Source organism: Microcoleus sp. MON1_C1 (assembly GCF_036701945.1).
Classification (GTDB): domain Bacteria; phylum Cyanobacteriota; class Cyanobacteriia; order Cyanobacteriales; family Microcoleaceae; genus Microcoleus.
Genome location: NZ_JAUBRO010000031.1, coordinates 1 through 17,671, shown reverse-complemented (window position 1 = coordinate 17,671; position 17,671 = coordinate 1). Strand labels below are relative to the sequence as shown.

The following is a 17,671-nucleotide window of genomic DNA, read 5'->3' as shown; positions in this document are numbered from 1 at the left end:
AAAGGAGATTGTCTATATGTCAGGCGAACACAATACAAGAAGAAAAGTAATGCACTTTATCTTTTTACAAATGGCTCTCTTACAAGAAATATCGCGAGTAGCCACGAGGTATACTAAACTGATGTTTTTTTATCAAAGAAATCGCATCATAAATTTATTCAAAGAAATAGAAGCCCCCAAAAAAGAACGCCCCAAAGTCTTTGCCGCTGTCGCACACATTACATCAGTTGAAGAATCTAACAATCCAGAAAAAGGCGCAGAAAAAATAGAGAGACTCAGGCAAACAATAGATGGACTGTTGACGAGTTTTGCTCATTGCGACCTGACAATTACTATCCAAACTCTACCGAACAGGCACATTACAGCCTACTTACCTGAATATCAAATTAAGTGCATTCAGATACAAGAAGGCCCTGAATGCGACCCCATGTTTGTAGAGTTTAGACTTCAGGAAGAATTTGTCGAAAGAGTAGAAAATTTTGACTGGTTTTTATTCATAGAAGATGACATTGTTTTGTACGATGCTTTCATTCTAGAAAAATTAGAAAGTTTTAACCGACAAAGCGGGTATGAAAATGCTATTCTTTACCCAAACCGTTTTGAAATGTATCAAGGAACCAAGAGATACATTGATTTGACAATTGATACGGAGCTATCATGGAATCAGCTATCTAGTGTAGAGATAGAAGGTGTAAAATTTGCTGAGTTTAGCAATCCTCATTCAGCATTTTACTGTTTGTCAAGAAAGCAGATGAAAGAGTGGATGAAATCAGGTCGCCTCTTCAAAAATCAAGTAGTGAATGTCGGGCCTTTAGAGAGTGCAGCAACTTTTTGTCTTTTGGAATGTTTCTCGCTATATAAGCCTCACCCGTCAAACTTAAACTATTTTGAGATCAGGCATTACGATAGCAAATATTCTAAGCTACATCCCGAACCGGAATCTCCGTATACACTATCAGCGGTTAATAATAATTCCCACACACCAATCCTCAAGGGTTCGTGAAAGGGATCTAAGTAGGGGTCATGATTCTTAGTAGGATGGGTAGATCGCCAGGGTTACCCCTCAACCTATTAAAGAATTAGCGATTTGAGGTTTGAGATTAAATTAAAAATCTAAAATCTCAAACAGTCTTGGACACAACTGGCACAAGGGTAGGGTGCTCTACTTTCCTCAAAGCCTCTCTCGATCGAGCAATTTTTAGCTCTGAGGCATCATAAAAGGTAAAATCTATAATTTCACATCTCCACTCGGTTGATACTGTTAGAAGTGCCGCATACTCGGCGGATTTAAGCTTGTGAGTTTAATTCAGTCCTGGAGATACCAACACTTTCAGAAACCGAGTTTTTTACCAAGATACTTCGCTGCATTCGTTTTCGCTGGTAAAAAAAAACCGTTTCAGAGGGTCGGGAGTACGCCCAAGGCAGTAAAATTTAAGAGGGAAAATTTGGCAGTTAATTTTCAGCAGAAAGTAGGAGAGAAAGATTTGTGAGTATTTTTAAGAAAAAAATTAATCCTTCACCCTTCGCTAATCTGCCATTCAAACAGCCGATCGACCGCACGGCCATATTCCTCATGCTAGTGCTGAGCGTCTTAATCGGACTGCTGCTGCTGAGCGGCGATCGCACAGCACCCAGAGTGCGAGAATTTACCTGGGAAAACAAACAAATCGGCGCCGAAGATACTGGCTTTATCCTCACATTCTTTCGGCCGATGAACCACTCCACCGTCGAGGAAAACTTAAAGCTAGAACCCCCCCTCCCCGGTAAATTTAGTTGGGCGGGAAGGCGCATGGCTTACACTCTCAAAGATCCAGCACCCTACGGCGTTACCTACACAGTCAAACTCGCCGGAGCAACCGACAAGTATTTCGGAGACAACAACCAAAATAAAGGAACGCCAATGCAACCGTTTAGCAGTTCCTTTCGCAGCCGCGATCGAGCTTTTGCTTACATCGGTGTCCAAGGCGAAACAGAAAGCAGATTAATGCTAGTCAATCTCACCAGCAGCGAATCGAAACCGATAGCGCTGACTCCCAAAGATTTAGTCGTTACTGATTTTAAACCGTATCCCGACAGCGATCGCATTTTATTCTCCGCCACAGATCGATCTATCGCCCGTACTCGCGGCACTCTAAATCAAGAACTATTCACAGTCACCACCGGCCTCAACCCCCAATCGGGCTCAGGAACTCAACAAAAATACCCAGCCGGTAGAATCGACAAAATCTTAGACTCCAAAGATTACCAAAACCTCAAATTCGACCTCTCAGCCGACGGAAAAATCATTGTTGTCCAGCGCGTCAACCGCAGCAATCCCGGCGATTTCAGTCCTTGGATTTTGGAAGAAAAACAGGCGCCCAGACCATTGGAAAACGAACAAGGCGGAGATTTTATGATTCGCCCCGACAGCAAATCGATGGTAATATCTCAAAAACAAGGATTAGCGATCGTCCCCCTCAAACCGGAAGCAGACCCAGTAGAATTTTTGCCAAAATACGAACAAGTATTGGGGATGGCCCGCGACAACTCGGCCGCCGCCTATGTTAAATACAACAGCGACTTTACTCGATCGCTTTTCATCTTAGATAACCAAGGTGTAGAACAAGAAATATTGCGTATTCCCGGCAGCATTATGGCCGTTTATTTCGACCCCCGCAAAAACCAAGACAACCAAGTTCAGCGTCTCTACTGTTTGTTAGCCCAACGCCTCAAAACAGAAAGCTACAAAGAACAGCCTTTCCTCGCCACCATCGACCTCAAAAAAGAGGGTACTCGTTTGGTAGGAACCATCAAACCGCTGCTGATTTTGCCCAACCAATTAGATACCCAAATCAGTTTATCTCCCGACGGGCTGGCATTAATTTTCGACCAATCAGTCACAGCAGCAACTCCCTCAGCAGCAGACAGTCCCCGCAACGATAGCGGACAGTCGATCGCCACCAGCCGCCTCTGGCTGCTACCCTTAGGAGACATACCCGCAGACGGTTCTCCCGCAAAATTACAGCCAGAAGAACTTCCCCTTGCCGGCTATCACCCCCGCTGGCTTCCCTAAATCGATTTTAGATTTTAGATTGACCGATATTGGTAAATATCAATAGGGTAAGGTGCGCCCATAAACACCAAGCGTTGAAATGTGCGCGGTGTACACCCTACTTTTACTAAATTGATTTGAGATTTGAGATTTGAGATTTGAAATTGAGTTGATACTAAGCCATACTGGTAAGTATTACAAACTTTTGAAACAAACTCACCAGCCTGCAATTTCACATCTAAAACCTCAAACCTAAAATCTAAAATTCGCATGACTCCCGAAGAAATTAGCAATACCCTTAAAGACTTATTTGGTGACAGTGTTGAGATGCCTGCTGCCACTTCTTGGCAAGTAGAAACCCCCAATTTTCGCCTGTTAGTCCTCCTTTCAGAAGACGGGACTTGGCTGCGGATTTTGCTGCCGATCGCCGATGCCCAGGAAGCTCAACCATTTTTTGATAAACTCCTAGAAGCTAACTTCGACACCACCCTCGAAACTCGCTACGCCTTACATCAAAACGTTGTGTGGGGAGTATTTCAGCACAGTTGTGCCACACTCGCGGCCGCAGATTTCTCGGCCGCCGTCTCCAGAGTGCTGGCTTTGCAAGAGCGAGGTTTGTCCGACTTTTTCGGCGGTTTAATAGAAAGCCGCATCCGTCAAATCATCAAAGGTGCGAAGATGCAGGGACAGTCTGTGGAAACTACCCTTCAGACTTTAGACCGTTTCTACGCAGAAGGATTGATGGGTGAAATGGAATTAGGGCGAGAGTCTCGCGAAAATACTCTGGCGGCTTGGCGGTATCAGCTAGAACGCCTCTGGCCGGAGGTGGAACCCTAAGACGATTTGAGATGGCAGATGGCAGATGGCAGATTGCAAAAAACCGACTACCATCGAGGTTGGAAGTTGCCTAAAGTTGCATTTCTTTTGAGTGGTATAGCAACCGCCAATACGGTGAGAAGGTTCTTAATTGCACAAACCCTTGCGGAACATTGCTTGTTCCTTCTCTCGCGACGATAACTAAAGCCTCCCATCCGTTACATTCGGTTACATCCGAAGAAAGCGAATCCGTTGCCGAACTTCTTTCTGCTGTAGAATCTGCCGATTGTTACCTGGACCCCAGTCTTGACGGTACCGTTGGAGCCTCAAGCCCCTTGGACGATGGCTAATCCGGGCCCTCCAACCCTCGAAGGATGGCCGTATATTCACTGATAACGCGCTCGCGGTTCTCAAATTCCCTTCTATCACTAGAAAAATGGTATAATTTATCACAATAATTAGTTATAAATATTAAAAATTTTCGGAAAACAGGCGATCACAGGTATATCATGGTAAAAAGTTTAAAGCGCGTGCTCCGTAAGTTCCACAAAAGCTTCGATCGTTTAATATTGACTTAGAAACAAAATCTTTAGCAGACAATGCTACTGCGATCGGGTTTTCCCATCGGGTGCTGTTGAAATTTCACAAATTAGCAACTACCCGCTACCAATTACCCGTTACCAATTAATAGCAACTTAAGTTGTTAATGAATACAATTTTAACAGGGGTTTCATCTATGTTTGCTGTGCGTGAGACTAGCTCGGAGTTATCAGTGTTGCATATACCTGAAATTTGTACTTGGAACATCTCCTTAGAATCAACTCTCCTAGACCTGCCCCTCTACCACTGCCAAATTGAATTAACTCAACAGGCAAAAGAAGTAGCCCAGGCTTTTGAAGAAAATTCCATGCTTCCCGGCGTCATTTTGACAGAGGGGGGTAATTTTGTCGGCATAATATCCAGGCGTCTCTTTTTTGAAAAAATTAACCGCCGCTACGGATTAGAAATGTTTTTCAAGCGACCAATAGAGGTATTATACAAGTTTTCCAAGCCAGCTCCGCTGGTACTTCCCGGCAGTAAATTAATAGTAGAAGCTGCCCAGGAATCGCTTTACAGGTCAGGAGAATTAATTTACGAACCCGTAGTAGTAGAAATAGCCCCTCAGACCTACAAGCTGTTAGACGTACACCAATTAATGGTCGCTCAATCAAGAATTCACCAATTAACAAATAAGTTACTCCACAAACAAACCCAAGCCAAACTCATCCAAACAGAAAAAATGGCTAGTTTGGGGAGAATTGTAGCAGAAGTAGCCCACGAAATCAGAAATCCGCTGAACTGTATTTGGGGAAATTTAACTTTTCTGCTGTCCTATTTTGAACACTTGCTTCAGCTCATGTCGGTTTATGAAGAAGAATATTCGGCACCGTGTCCCCGAATTGAGGCCCTTAAAAAAGAAATTGAATTTGATTTTTTACAAGAAGACTTGCCTATCACCTTAGAAGGGATGGAGTTGGGAGCAGCGCAATTGCTAAAAATAGTTAACGGGCTGCACCACTTCTCTCACATGGACGAGACAAAACCAGTGGAGACAGACATTCACGAATGCGTGGAGATGACGCTGTTAATTTTGAAAAACCGCTTTAAAAACAGCATTGAAGTAGTTAAAAATTACGGCGAACTGCCGCTAGTTAGCGGCTACTCCGGTCAGTTGAGTCAGGTGTTTTTGAATTTGTTAGTTAATGCTCTAGACGCCCTGACAGAGTACGCAGCCGATCGAGAAATACACACCCCGTGTGGGGACAACTGGCAGCCCCAAATCGAAATTACCACTAAAGTGATAGAAACCGAACACGGCAAGCGGGTGGCAATTTGCATTGCCGATAACGGGCCCGGCATTCCTCCAGAAAATCACCAGCAGATATTTGACACCTTTTTTACCACTAAACCAGCAGGCAAAGGCAGCGGTATGGGGCTAGCTATCTGCAATCAAATCGTTACAGAAAAGCACGGCGGCCAACTCAATTTGCGATCGCAACCAGGCAAGAACACTGAATTTGAAATTCTCCTGCCCATAGTTCCCAAAACATGATTAACTCAAAAAAATTCTCGGTTGTTCGCTCCTGTGGTGAAATGATAGGCTAGCTTAGTAGTACGTTCTCCATTCACTTTCTCAGCGTTTCGGCAACTAAAAGTTCCAGTGGCAAATAAATTCAGTTCCAAACTCATTGGCCCTTCAGTCTCCGAAGGCAGCCATCAAGACCTTTCCCTAGAGTCTACGCTCTGGGATTTGCCCCTGTATGACTTTCAGGTTAAATCGAGCTGCTTGGCTGTGGCAGTTGCCGAAATGTTTGAACAGCATCCGCTAGTGCCGGGAGTCGTGTTGATGGAAGCAGGAGAGTTTGCTGGCATGATATCTCGCAGGCAACTGCTGGAATATTTGCTCAAACCCCAAGGCCCCGAGCTATTTTTGCACCTACCGCTAAAAGTTCTCTACAGTTACGCTCGCCTCGAAATATTATTGGTTCCAGAGAGTACAACCATTTTGGCAGCAGCTCCACAAGCTCTGCGTCGATCGCCCGAATTGCAGTCAGAACCGATCGTCGTCCAAATAGACTCTCAATCTTACCGGCTCTTAGACCCTCACGCGCTAAACATCGCCTACTGGCAAATTCGCGGCATAGAAACTCAAGTCCGCTACGAAAGAGCCCAAACTCAAATGATTCAAAGCGAAAAAATGGCGAGTTTAGGGCGTTTAGTCAACGGAGTAGCCCACGAAATTTTAGATCCGGTAGGCTTTATCTGGGGGAATTTAACCTACGTAAGCGACTACAGCAAAAACTTGATGGAATTGCTCTCAGTTTACGACGCATACTGTACCGACCCCCCGCCGGAAATAGCACAGCTCAAGGAAGAGATCGACTATGACTTTTTGCAAAACGATTTCCTCCGAACTGTTGCCAGCATCAAATCGGGAGCCGAACGTTTGAGCAAGTTGGCAACCAGTTTGCAAAACTTCTGCCACATCGACGATATTTATCCCAAACCGACCGACTTGCACGCCAACCTAGACAGCATACTTTTGCTGCTCAAAAGTCGTTTGACCAGGGAAATTAAAGTAGTGAAAAACTACGGCTACCTGCCGCCAGTGCCCTGCTATGCAGGTCAACTAAACCAAGTATTTATGAATATCTTGACCAATGCTATTCATACATTAATTAATGAAGCAGTCGGTCAAGAATTGGCGAAAGAGTTCAAAGGTGGAGGACTCAGAGACGCCACTCGCCAGCCTAAAATTGAAATCACAACTCAAGTCTGCTGTCCCGAACCTGCGCCGGATTTAGATAAACTTCATGTTCGGTGGGTTTCGATTTGCATAGCAGATAACGGGCCAGGAATGTCACCTAGCAAGTACAAAAAAATCATAGAATCATTCTCTACTGAAAAACGCGCCCTCAAAGAAACCAGTTTAGCAGTTAGCTATCAAATCGTGACGGGCAAACACGGCGGTGCATTCAGAATGCGATCGGAATTAGGCAGCGGCACTGAATTTGAAATTTTGTTACCCTTGGCTTAAAGAAGGAAGAAGGAAGTTCGGCAACGGATTCTGTAACGGATGTAACGGATGTAACGGATGTAACGGATCTCAGGAAGAAGGAAGTTCGGCAACGGATTCTGTAACGGATGTAACGGATGTAACGGATGTCAGGAAGAGGGAAGAAGGAAGAGGGAAGAAGTTACAGTGTATTCCTGATTTATGAAGTATAGGACACGGCAATTCCGTCTCCCTACCTGTTATCTGTACTGCACTCAACTGAAAACTGCTGTAACAGTCAACAGTCAACAGTCAACAGTCAACCATTATCTAATTGACTGCCGCACATTTTACAAAATCTAGCATTAGCATCGTGTACAGACCAACCGCAACCTGTACAAACAGCTTCTCCGTGATTAGCACTTTTAACTAATTGTTTAATCAAATCTCCCAATTGCCAAGGAATCAGAGCAATTCCTGTCAAAATCATCAAAATAGTCAGAAAACGGCCGGATTCCGAAATCGGAGTAACATCGCCAAATCCCACCGTCGTCATCGTGACAACCGAGAAATAAACAGCATCCAAAAAAGTCCCAAAACTTTCGGGATTTGCCGGATGTTCGACTTGATAAATCAAACCAGAATAAACAAAAATTATTGCCAGCAAAGTAAACAAAATCCGAGCAAAAATAACCCCATCTTCGCTGCTGATGCGGAAAATAGAAATTTTTAATTCCAGAAAGCGGATGAGTCGGAGAATTCTAAACCAGCGAAAAATTCGGATAAAACTAACGTTGACAAATCCCAGCAAAAATGGTAATATTGCTAGCAAATCAATAATTGAAAAAAAACTAAAAATAAATTTAACTCGATTTTCGGCACACCACAGCCGCAATAAATACTCAACTACAAAAACGATTAAAAGAACAGTATCGAGAGTTTGGAAATTAATTCTAACAGGCCCCGAAAGCGGGTAAGTTTCGGCGATGAAGCTGGCGGAAGATAAAAGAATGAGTCCGGTAAGAGTTAAATTGACGGTTCTGCCAATTGGGGTTTCGATGTCTTCGAGATAAAATCCAATTTGCGATCGGGTTAACATAGATCAGATAATTAATACCATTTCTCAGGTAAGGGAATTATCGCACATGAGCATCGAATTAACTAAGGGTGAAAGATTCAATCTTTCTAAAGAAACTCCTGATTTCAGTAAAATTGCGATCGCCCTGGGGTGGCAAGTCAGCCAGACAGCACAAAACTGCGACATTGACGCATCAGTTTTTATGTTAGCGGCGGACGGTCGCATTCCCGATGAAAAGTATTTTGTATTTTACAACAATCTGACATCGCCGGACGGTGCGGTGCGACATTCAGGAGACAGCAGGAATGGACAAATTGAGGGAGATGATGAGACGGTTTATCTGGATTTGGGTAAAATCAATTCGGCGATTCAGGAAATTGTGTTTGTTGTGACTATTCACGACGGACAGGAAAAAAATCAAAGTTTTAGTCAAGTTGAAAATGCTTTTATCCGGCTTTACAATTCAGAGACTCTTAGCGAATTGGTTCGGTACAATTTAAATCAGATTTTTTCCCAAGAAACGGCTTTAGAATTTGGACGGTTGTATAAGAAGAACGGCGAATGGAGGTTTCAGGCGGTTGGACAGGGATATAATGCTGGGTTGCAAAGTTTTGTAGACAAGTATTATGTTGAAAATGCGGTTGAGAAAAGCGCGAATGTTGGTGAGAAGGTTGATGATGCTGAGGTTGTGAGGCGGTTTAGCGATCGGGTCGATCGGTTATTGCGGGAAGAGGCGATCGATCAGACACCCATTCCAGCATCTAGCGAAGCGGTAGAACAGCCGGCTGCTACTCCTGTAAATGCGGATACTGTGGAATCTGATGCTGACAAAATAACTGATGATTCTAGTCAAAAAAGTCAAGAAGCGGCTGTTACTGCTGAGGAATTTTGGAAACGGTATAAAGACGGAGAACGCGACTTTACAGGGATTAACCTAGCGGGAGTGGATCTAAGTGGCAAAACTCTCGACTCTAATGTCAGTTTAAGTCAAGCAAACCTGAGCAGTGCCAATCTAGCAAATGCCAAATTGACTGGCGTAAATTTGATTGGAGCTAACTTGCAAGAGGCAAATTTGAACTCAACAAACTTGCAAAACGCTGATTTGATTGAAGTTAATTTAAGTGGGGCTAACTTAACCAAGGTAATATTGTATTCCGCAAGACTAATTCAGGCAAATTTTAGTCAAGCCAACTTAAGCGAAGCAAAGTTAGATAGCGCCAACCTGACTACAGCAAACCTCAGTAGAGCTAACTTAACTCAAGCAAGTCTAGGTGGCGCTAACTTAACAGGAGCTGATTTAAGCCAATCGAAGGTAACTAAAGTCAACCTTAGTGGTGCAAATCTTAGTGGTGTTAACTTAACAGGGGTAAGTTTGACTGGGGTAAACCTTCAAGGAGTTAACCTTAGTGGCATGAATTTGAGTGGGGTAAATTTGACTGGCACAAACTTAAGTTATGCCAAGTTGATTGGGATTAACTTAAGTGGAGCAAGTTTGAGTGGGGCAAACTGTTTAGGCGCTAACTTGGATGGTGCTAACCTCACAGGGGTAAATTTGATTGGGGTAAACTTACAGAGCGTTAATCTGAGCGGGCAAAACTTGAGTGGCTTTAATCTGTCTGGGGTTAACCTACATGGAGCAAACTTAAGTGAAGCAGACTTAACTTCTGCAAACTTGTGCGGGGCAAATTTGAGCTATGCAAACTTAGAAAAAACTAACCTGAAGGAAGCTAAACTGGTTGGAGCAAATCTGGAAAAGGCAAAACTTGCAGGTGCAATTATGCCAGATGGCACAATTCACGAATGAATTCGATGGCACGTAGTAAGAGTAAGATGGACAATGTATTTGTGTCAATTTAACCGAAAGTCCGCCAGGGAATGAATTCCCTGGCTAATAGCTTAAGTCCTCTGAAGAGGACTAATGAGTTCTTCAGTCCTCTTCAGAGGACTTTTGCTATGAGGCAGGGGTTTAAACCCCTGCCGGACTGAGGGAAATAGCGTTAAATTGACACCAATGGTGTGCATCGCCCTCCATAAAAATAAAGTATGATGAGTGTGAAATATCAAATACATAGATTGTCGATGAATGAATCTGACACAGAAATTATAGAATCGACCCTCAGATGGATGACGGAGTTTGTCGAGCTACCGCATCCAGTTTTCAGCGATTTACCGATTTGTCCCTTCGCTAAAAAAGCACGCTTGGCAAATCAAATTTTATTCAAAATCGAGCGGTTTTCAGCGCGGACTGAGTTCGATCGCGATTCTGCCATAATGAAATCGATTTATGAATTTTACAATTCCGACTTGGAAATAATGGTAGTAATTAATCCAGAAAAAACAGCAATTACTGCGCCAGAAACTAAAGAATTGATAGACAAACTGAATAATCAGATTTCCGAGTTCGGCTTGCTGGCTTTTCACATCCATCCCGAAGAAGATTTTAATATTGACGGGCTTCATACTAGGAGGATGCCGTATCCGGGCTTCACTGTTCAAGTAAATTCTAAGCTGAAGCCAGCTTCCGATTCTTTAGAGAAAACTGAATATTACAAAAATTGGACTGCCGAACAACTAAAATATTTGGGGATTCCGAGAAATTGACGATCGCCCGCCCTCCCCGCGTATCTCCCAGCCATTACAATTAATTCAGCAAAAAATCTTTACACATAAGAACTCATGCAGCTCAAGTCAACAACCCGCCATATTCGCATATACACCGCCATCCTCGAAGATAACGAACTCGTACCCAGCAATGACCTTTTGACCCTCGACATTGACCCAGATAACGAACTTAACTGGAATGACGAGTCAGTCAAACAGGTACAGGCCAAATTCGACCAACTCGTAGACGCTTACGAGGGCCAAGATTTGACCGAGTACAACCTCCGCCGTATCGGTTCGGACTTGGAACACTTGGTACGATCGCTCCTCCAAAAAGGCCAAATCAGCTACAACCTCAACGGGCGCGCTGTCAACTACAGCATGGGATTACCTCAAGTTGATGCGAAAATTCACCTGTAAGCACGATCGGGCGATCGGCATTTGTGTCAACTTAAGATTGAAACCCCTAATAAATCTCGCTTGTAGCTGAGTTTCCATCCCCTCTTAGCTTGCCCCCGACTCCCCTTAATGAGGGGAGTCGGGGGTGCGAGAACTCGTCTGCCTTAAGGGCGATTAAGGGGGCTCTAGACTTCGATAGAAAGCAAAGACTCTGAGGCGGAAAATTGGGAAAATCTGCTTTTATTCTTCTTCCTGCTGCTTTCTGACTCCTGACTCCTGACTCCTGGCTTCTTCCTTCTTTTTACCCTCAGCGGAGTCAAAGGGCCTTCCTCCTTCTTCCTTTTCCCTCGCACCCCCTGCATCAACTCGACAATTAGTAGGATGGCGATCGCGTTCCAAAAACTGTTTAACTGCAACTTGGCGGTTGGTCATAAACTGACCCCAAGCGCCGGGAAACATCCCATCCAAGGTTTCCACCAGCGCCCAAACCTCAAGATTCATCACTTTGTAATAATAACTGTGAGAATGTTGAATGCTAGTGAGTATTTCGTCTATTTCAACTGCAGGCAGTAGCTTCGGATCGGGCAAATTCTTGGGAAAGGCGCTGGGTTCATGTGGGGGCATGGTTAAATACTCAACAGCTTGCAGAGGCCGGTCAGTCGATTTTAGATTTTAGATTTTAGATTTTAGATTGATTCCACAGATGAATCTGGGGGCTTGAACTAATATCTAATTTTTTTTGCTCTCCACGACTACTGTCGCGGGCTGGCATCGGTCAGTAGATGTGAGATGTGAGATTGGAGATTTTATACTTAAGATGGATTCCACAGATGAATCTGGGGGCTTTTATCCGTCTTTGGGTCAGGTTAAATTTAACTTTACTTGCGAAACTCGGGAACGAGGTAATGAACACCCTTGGCGAGAAAACCGAGAATTGATATTTATTTATACCTGTCGGCTCAGGTGATTTCTACGTAGCTGCATCATACCATTATAGTTAGTCTAAAATTTCAATTCCCTTGAGTGCTGCGATTTCTTCGGAAATGGCCACTATCAGGAATATGCTGAAAACAGCGTGATTTCAAGCCGAGGACTTGGGCCTCGCGCGATCGTCTAACTCTGAAAGCTCCTAGCAAAATTCATCGGCGGGTTAACAAAATGGTAGACTATTTGTGTCAGTACAAGACATTAAAACCTACCCCTGGACAGGGGGAAAGTCACGCCTAAAACATTGTCAGGAGATATCACTACGCACACAACAGTGGAAACGTGGTGAGCCCGGGAACCTGAAAAATCAGGATATGAGGACTGCGAAGTCTTAAGAATCTCCGTCTGTTGAGAAAGCGGGGGTGTCAAATAATCGCCACGTATCAACCCGTCGAGGTTCAATCGCTAAAATAGTTCAGATCAGCACGCTTGCCCAAAGGCGTCAGGAACCCTTATGCAAAACTCTGTGGCAAAACACTACTTATGGGCTTTAGGTGAAGGGATCAAAGGGTGTAAGCCAGGCGATCTGATCGCTGGTCGCTACTTGGTCAAGCGCGATCGACTTCTTGTCGATACTCAACCCGAACACTTGCCGGAACTGCCCGAAGAGATTCCGAGTGTTGTCACTCCTTATCTGAGACTGTTTGCCTATCAGTTGCACGTACCTCAAGTATACGGGCTGGTATCGTCCAAGATGAGCAAGCTCTCGGGAGATATCTGGCTGCTGGAAAACGGGCCTATTTTGAAGGTGACGGAATCTTTAATGCCGGAATTGGCGGAATCCTGGAAAGGAGCCGCAGCGATGCGCCAGCTCAATTGGCTGTGGCAAATGGCTCAGTTGTGGCAGCCGTGTATCGCTCAGGGCGTGGCTTCGACGCTGCTGACTCCGGAACTGCTGCGGGTGGAAGGGCAATTGGTGCGGTTTCTGGAATTGCAGCCCGATCGCAAACCGCCTCATTTGTCGCAGTTGGGCAAATTGTGGCAGCAGTGGCTCGAAGATGCTCACCCGGCTATTGCCAATTTTTTGAGGCAACTTTGCCAGCAAATGGTGGCCGGTCAAGTGCGCCACGGCGAACAACTGATGAGCCAGTTGGATAAAGCTCTGGCAAAGTGCGGCCGATATTACGATCGTCACGTTGAAATTGCCACGGGCACGGATGTAGGCAGATCCCGGGCTCACAACGAAGATGCTTGCTATCCGCCCAGCGGTACGCTGTTCTCCGGAAACCCGGGTGCGGAAGCTTGCGCGATCGTCTGCGACGGTATCGGCGGACAAGACGGCGGCGAAGTCGCTTCAGAAGAAGCGATTGGTGTGCTGCGCGACAAGTTGCAGCAAATGCCCCTGCATCAGGCTAATTGGGACCCGTTGAGCCTGACTTCCAAGCTGGAACGGGCGGCTTGTGCTGCTAACGACAAAATAGCCAGTCGCAACGACAGCGAACACCGCCAAGGCCGCCAGCGGATGGGAACTACCCTAGTTATGGGTTTAGCCCACATTCACGAACTCTACGTCGCCCACGTCGGAGACAGTCGCGCTTACTGGATTACCCGCACCGGCTGCTATCAAGTTACTCTCGATGATAATGTGGCTTGCCGCGAGGTGCGTTTGGGCTTCTCTCTCTACCGGGATGCTTTGGAACAAGTGGCCGCCGGAGCTCTGATTCAAGCTTTGGGGATTACTTCGTCCAACACTTTGCACCCGACTGTGCAGCGTTTTCCGGTGGATGAAGACTGCGTTTTGCTGCTGTGTTCCGACGGTTTGAGTGATAAAGACCGGGTTGAGGAATGTTGGGAAGCGGAGATTTTGCCAATTCTCGACGGTAGCATTAATTTGGCTAAGGCGCGCGATCGACTGATTGAGATTGCTAATACTAGAAACGGTCACGATAACGTCACTGTTGCTTTAATTCACTGTCAAGCACATTTGAGGGAAGACGGCAATACTTTGACAGAACTGTCTGTGGCACCTTTAGATACGCCGATCGAACTAATTTCCGACAGCGAGGATATGCCAACGGATTTGACCGGTATCACAACCTTTGGCGGTGGGAATTCTGAAGGAAAAACGCAGTTGTTACAGCCGGAAAAAAGCAAAAGCCCATTTTCGCTGCTGCTGAAAATTTTATTTTTATTAGGCTTGGGAGGTGTATTTGCTTATTTTTTCATCCCTCCGGTGGGTCGGGCGATCGATACTGCCGGGGAGTCGATTTTTGGGAAACGCGGTTTTATTAAAGCTGGAAGCACGCCAGAAAAAACTGTTGAATCTGTACCTTCTCCGGTCAAATCTTTAGAAATCGGCTCGTTTATAGAGATTAAAAGTTCTGGGGCTGGGGAAGGGGAAAAAGAGGGCGATCGCTTGGATTTGCGAGCCGCAATCGGTGAGTTGACTGTCAAAGGAACAGTCCCAGCCGGTAGCGTTTTACAGGTGACAAACAAACAGCTTACGCCTCAAGGCAATTGGCTGGAATTGAAAGTTTGTTCGATTCCTGAAATAGTGCGATCGAACTCTCCCAAGCCCGAGCCAAATAAAGATTTTTCTACAGTTTCAAAACCCGCACTGACTCCATCTGCCGCTGTGGCAACTCCGTCGCCTTCCCCGGCAGTTAAGCCAACAGTTGAAGTAGAAAGCGCCAAGCTGCAACCGGGGGAAATCGGATGGATTCAAGAACAAGCTGGCGTTTCTAAAGTAGTCTCTAACCTAGCCTTAAACCCCACTCAAAAGGGGAAATGCGTTGCTTCTGACTCACATCCCAATGCTAATTAAACTGTTAATGGTAGCTCCGACCGAGGTAATTTGAGTAAGTTTAAGAAAATGGAAGATGCAGCTTGCTAAAAAAAATAGAATAGTTTAAGGCACACACAGACCTAAAATAAAATTTGAGGCCGCTCAAGCCGAAGATTCATCAACTTCTTGATTCGAGATCAAACTATGACCAAAATTACAGACTATTTCCAGGGAGTTTATGCGGTAAATCTCCCTGAAAGGAAAGACCGACGGCAACTCATCGTCAAGGAATTAGAGGAAGCAGGAATGCCCCTCACGCCCCATAAGGTTGAGATATTTCCCGCAATCCGCCCCAACGAAGCTGGAGGTTTCCCCAACATTGGGGCGAGGGGATGCTTTTCCAGTCATTTAGGTATCCTCAAGCAGGCAAAAGACAAGGGGTTGAGCAATATTTTGATTGTAGAAGACGACCTAGAAATTTCAGCAAAGTTCAGAACAGACCAAGCTGTTATCCTCGAACAACTGTGTCAGCAAGATTGGGATTTCGTCTACTTCGGACACGTCGAAGAGGTTGAACAAAAGTCTCCTGTCGCCCTCGTGCCCTTTTCTGAGGGGGTGATGACCACTCATTTTTACGCTGTAAATGGCAGGATTTTCGATCGCCTCCTGCGGTTTCTGGAAGAACTGCAACAGCGACCTCCGGGACATCCCGACGGCGGTCCGATGCACCTCGACGGAGCTTATTCTACTTTCCGAGCTCAAAATCCTGATGTGGTCACCTTGATTGCTTCTCCAAACCTGGGGTGGCAAAGAAGTTCCCGTAGTGACATCTATCCTAATGCGTGGTTTGACCGTGTACCTGGGATCGCGCAATTGGCAGGCGCAGCAAGAACAACCAAAACATGGCTGAAGCGTTGCCTTTCTAGTTAATTGAATGGGAGTTGAAAATCGTTGACTTATATCAAATCGGTTAGCACGATCGCCCGGAAAATAATTAATACCAAATCCGGGTTTATTAGTCCCTTTATGAAGGAGGCGGTTGAAACCTTTTGACTTCAAACTATACAAATAAAGTCTGCCGGAGTTGACGCGACACGACGTAGGCTCGGAGCAACTAAGAGATTAAGGGGATATTTAAACCGGATTTGGTATCAGCATATTTGATATAGCAATCCTCGCATCATTTGTGAATTTATTACGGACTCAGAGCGGCTTCAGGGAGGGTTGGCGTGGGGTAAAAAATTTACGACTCCTGCAAGGATTGCTATATGATGGCTAATTGCTAACCTAATTTCTTAGATACTTCTGCCAGTTTAGTCACCATTTGGGATACGGCTTTGTCAACGGCCTCGCTCAAAAGTGAGTCTTCATTGCTATTGCTGGAATTGCCGCCAATACCCCTAACGGAAACATTAGAAGCGCTTTGATCCGCTTCTCCTACTGCTTTGGCAGTGGCAAGAATATCTCCCGAAGCTGTACCGATTAACCGCACATCTATTTGAACGGTAGCTTTGGTTTTTTGTGAACCGGCGCCGATTCCCATGAAACTGCCGCCGCCTGATTGTTTGTCGATATTAAATTTGGTAATGGTGCCGATGAGTACGGCGTCAACTCCTAATTCTTTGCCAATTTCGGCTGCTGTGCCGGCATCCATCGCGCCGCTGCGATTTGGCTGTTTGAGCACTTGTTCGAGTTTGCTACGATCGACTACTGTATAAGTGCCGTTGTTGACGAGTTCGTTGATTAACAGTTCGCTGAGGCCTTTGGCGGCGCCGACTCCTCTGTAGGAAGTGTAATAGCTGTTGGTGGGGCCGTAGTCGAAGTCCATGACGACGAGGCGTTTTTTGGCAGTTGCTTGGGCGAGTTGGGTTGCGGGTTGGGTGGTGGCTGGTGTGGCGATCCCATTGACTCAAACGCCTGCTAGCATTAGGCTAGCGAGGGAAATGCTCGTTTTCCTGCCAAAAAATCTAATATCTCTGTACTCTAAGGTGGGCAACAACCGCACAGCCATCCAAAATTTCTTTTACGCCCCAGCTTCCATAAAACCCATCAACCAATTAGCCATCGTCGCCCTGCGAGTCTGCCTGGGCCCAAATTCTCCAATTTTATAGCCTTTAAACCCCAATTTTTCCTTCAGCAACTGCTTGTTTTCTGGAGGAGTCGATCGAGTCAATTTCACCGTCGCCGGCCTAGAATCGATAAAATCGGGCGGTTCCGGGTACTCTTGACGCCACTCGGGTGCAACACCTGCACTGTTCCACTTGCCAGTCTCGGCATCGCAGCGGTAGCCCAGATACTGCCAAACTAATCGGTTGACGGCAGCATCGTCGATTTCTTCGTTGAGAATAGCCCAAATAGTTTCGTTATTCAGCGGTGGTAATTCAGACATGAGCGCGATCGAATCGGAAACAAAAAAAGTTTAATACCAATTTTACATGAAGTTGCATAGAATAAAGATACTGTTTAGAGGTGATAAGTTATGGCACGTCAACTGATTGT

15 protein-coding genes are annotated in these 17,671 nt (G+C 45.4%); 11 read left to right on the top strand and 4 right to left on the bottom strand.

Going from position 1 to position 17,671, the window contains the following annotated elements; translation table 11 throughout:
* Window positions 1-16: 16 nt before the first annotated feature.
* The 6 genes from QUA62_RS18220 (at window position 17) to QUA62_RS18195 (ending at window position 7,608) form a co-directional block, all read left to right on the top strand.
* Window positions 17-1,003, top strand: coding sequence for a hypothetical protein (locus QUA62_RS18220; protein WP_333405767.1), 987 nt, complete (start codon window positions 17-19; stop codon window positions 1,001-1,003).
* Window positions 1,004-1,486: 483 nt separating this feature from the next.
* Entirely contained in the window at window positions 1,487-3,052 is a 1,566-nt protein-coding gene (locus QUA62_RS18215; RefSeq protein WP_333282804.1) for a hypothetical protein, read from the top strand.
* Window positions 3,053-3,301: 249 nt separating this feature from the next.
* A complete protein-coding gene (locus QUA62_RS18210) occupies window positions 3,302-3,868 on the top strand; it encodes a hypothetical protein (protein ID WP_333282801.1) in 567 nt (188 codons plus the stop codon).
* A 715-nt stretch (window positions 3,869-4,583) separates the two neighbouring features.
* Entirely contained in the window at window positions 4,584-5,939 is a 1,356-nt protein-coding gene (locus tag QUA62_RS18205; RefSeq protein WP_445301682.1) for an ATP-binding protein, read from the top strand.
* Between the two features lie 108 nt (window positions 5,940-6,047).
* Entirely contained in the window at window positions 6,048-7,424 is a 1,377-nt protein-coding gene (locus QUA62_RS18200) for an ATP-binding protein (protein ID WP_333216123.1), read from the top strand.
* On the top strand, window positions 7,399-7,608 hold the full coding sequence (locus tag QUA62_RS18195; RefSeq protein ID WP_333282795.1) for a hypothetical protein: 210 nt from the start codon (window positions 7,399-7,401) through the stop codon (window positions 7,606-7,608). The genes QUA62_RS18200 and QUA62_RS18195 overlap by 26 nt, the downstream gene beginning before the upstream one ends.
* 93 nt (window positions 7,609-7,701) lie before the next feature.
* Here the strand turns inward: QUA62_RS18195 and QUA62_RS18190 are convergent, their stop codons facing one another.
* The gene (locus tag QUA62_RS18190) at window positions 7,702-8,481 is read right to left on the bottom strand and encodes an ion transporter (RefSeq protein ID WP_333405765.1); all 780 of its coding nucleotides are present in this window, start codon (window positions 8,479-8,481) and stop codon (window positions 7,702-7,704) included.
* Between the two features lie 46 nt (window positions 8,482-8,527).
* Between QUA62_RS18190 and QUA62_RS18185 the strand changes: the two genes are divergently transcribed.
* From QUA62_RS18185 to QUA62_RS18175, 3 genes are all read left to right on the top strand, one after another.
* A complete protein-coding gene (locus tag QUA62_RS18185; protein ID WP_333405764.1) occupies window positions 8,528-10,264 on the top strand; it encodes a pentapeptide repeat-containing protein in 1,737 nt (578 codons plus the stop codon).
* Between the two features lie 275 nt (window positions 10,265-10,539).
* Entirely contained in the window at window positions 10,540-11,061 is a 522-nt protein-coding gene (locus QUA62_RS18180; protein WP_333405763.1) for a hypothetical protein, read from the top strand.
* 75 nt (window positions 11,062-11,136) lie between these two features.
* Entirely contained in the window at window positions 11,137-11,481 is a 345-nt protein-coding gene (locus QUA62_RS18175) for an NAD(P)H-quinone oxidoreductase subunit M (protein ID WP_333282783.1), read from the top strand.
* 219 nt (window positions 11,482-11,700) lie between these two features.
* Here QUA62_RS18175 and QUA62_RS18170 read toward each other — a convergent pair whose 3' ends face one another.
* Window positions 11,701-12,084, bottom strand: coding sequence for a hypothetical protein (locus QUA62_RS18170; RefSeq protein ID WP_190735248.1), 384 nt, complete (start codon window positions 12,082-12,084; stop codon window positions 11,701-11,703).
* Between the two features lie 829 nt (window positions 12,085-12,913).
* On the opposite strand from QUA62_RS18170, the gene QUA62_RS18165 reads away from it, so the two are divergent.
* Complete coding sequence (locus tag QUA62_RS18165; protein WP_333405762.1) at window positions 12,914-15,211, top strand: protein phosphatase 2C domain-containing protein; 2,298 nt, start codon at window positions 12,914-12,916, stop codon at window positions 15,209-15,211.
* A gap of 165 nt (window positions 15,212-15,376) precedes the next feature.
* Window positions 15,377-16,102: a glycosyltransferase family 25 protein gene (locus QUA62_RS18160; protein WP_333405761.1), complete on the top strand. Its 726-nt coding sequence runs from the start codon at window positions 15,377-15,379 to the stop codon at window positions 16,100-16,102.
* Between the two features lie 352 nt (window positions 16,103-16,454).
* Here QUA62_RS18160 and QUA62_RS18155 read toward each other — a convergent pair whose 3' ends face one another.
* Window positions 16,455-17,072: an LPS assembly lipoprotein LptE gene (locus QUA62_RS18155; protein ID WP_333405825.1), complete on the bottom strand. Its 618-nt coding sequence runs from the start codon at window positions 17,070-17,072 to the stop codon at window positions 16,455-16,457.
* Window positions 17,073-17,195: 123 nt separating this feature from the next.
* Window positions 17,196-17,561, bottom strand: a complete 366-nt coding sequence (locus QUA62_RS18150) for a DUF1823 family protein (protein ID WP_006632158.1) — start codon at window positions 17,559-17,561, stop codon at window positions 17,196-17,198.
* Window positions 17,562-17,671: the final 110 nt, after the last annotated feature.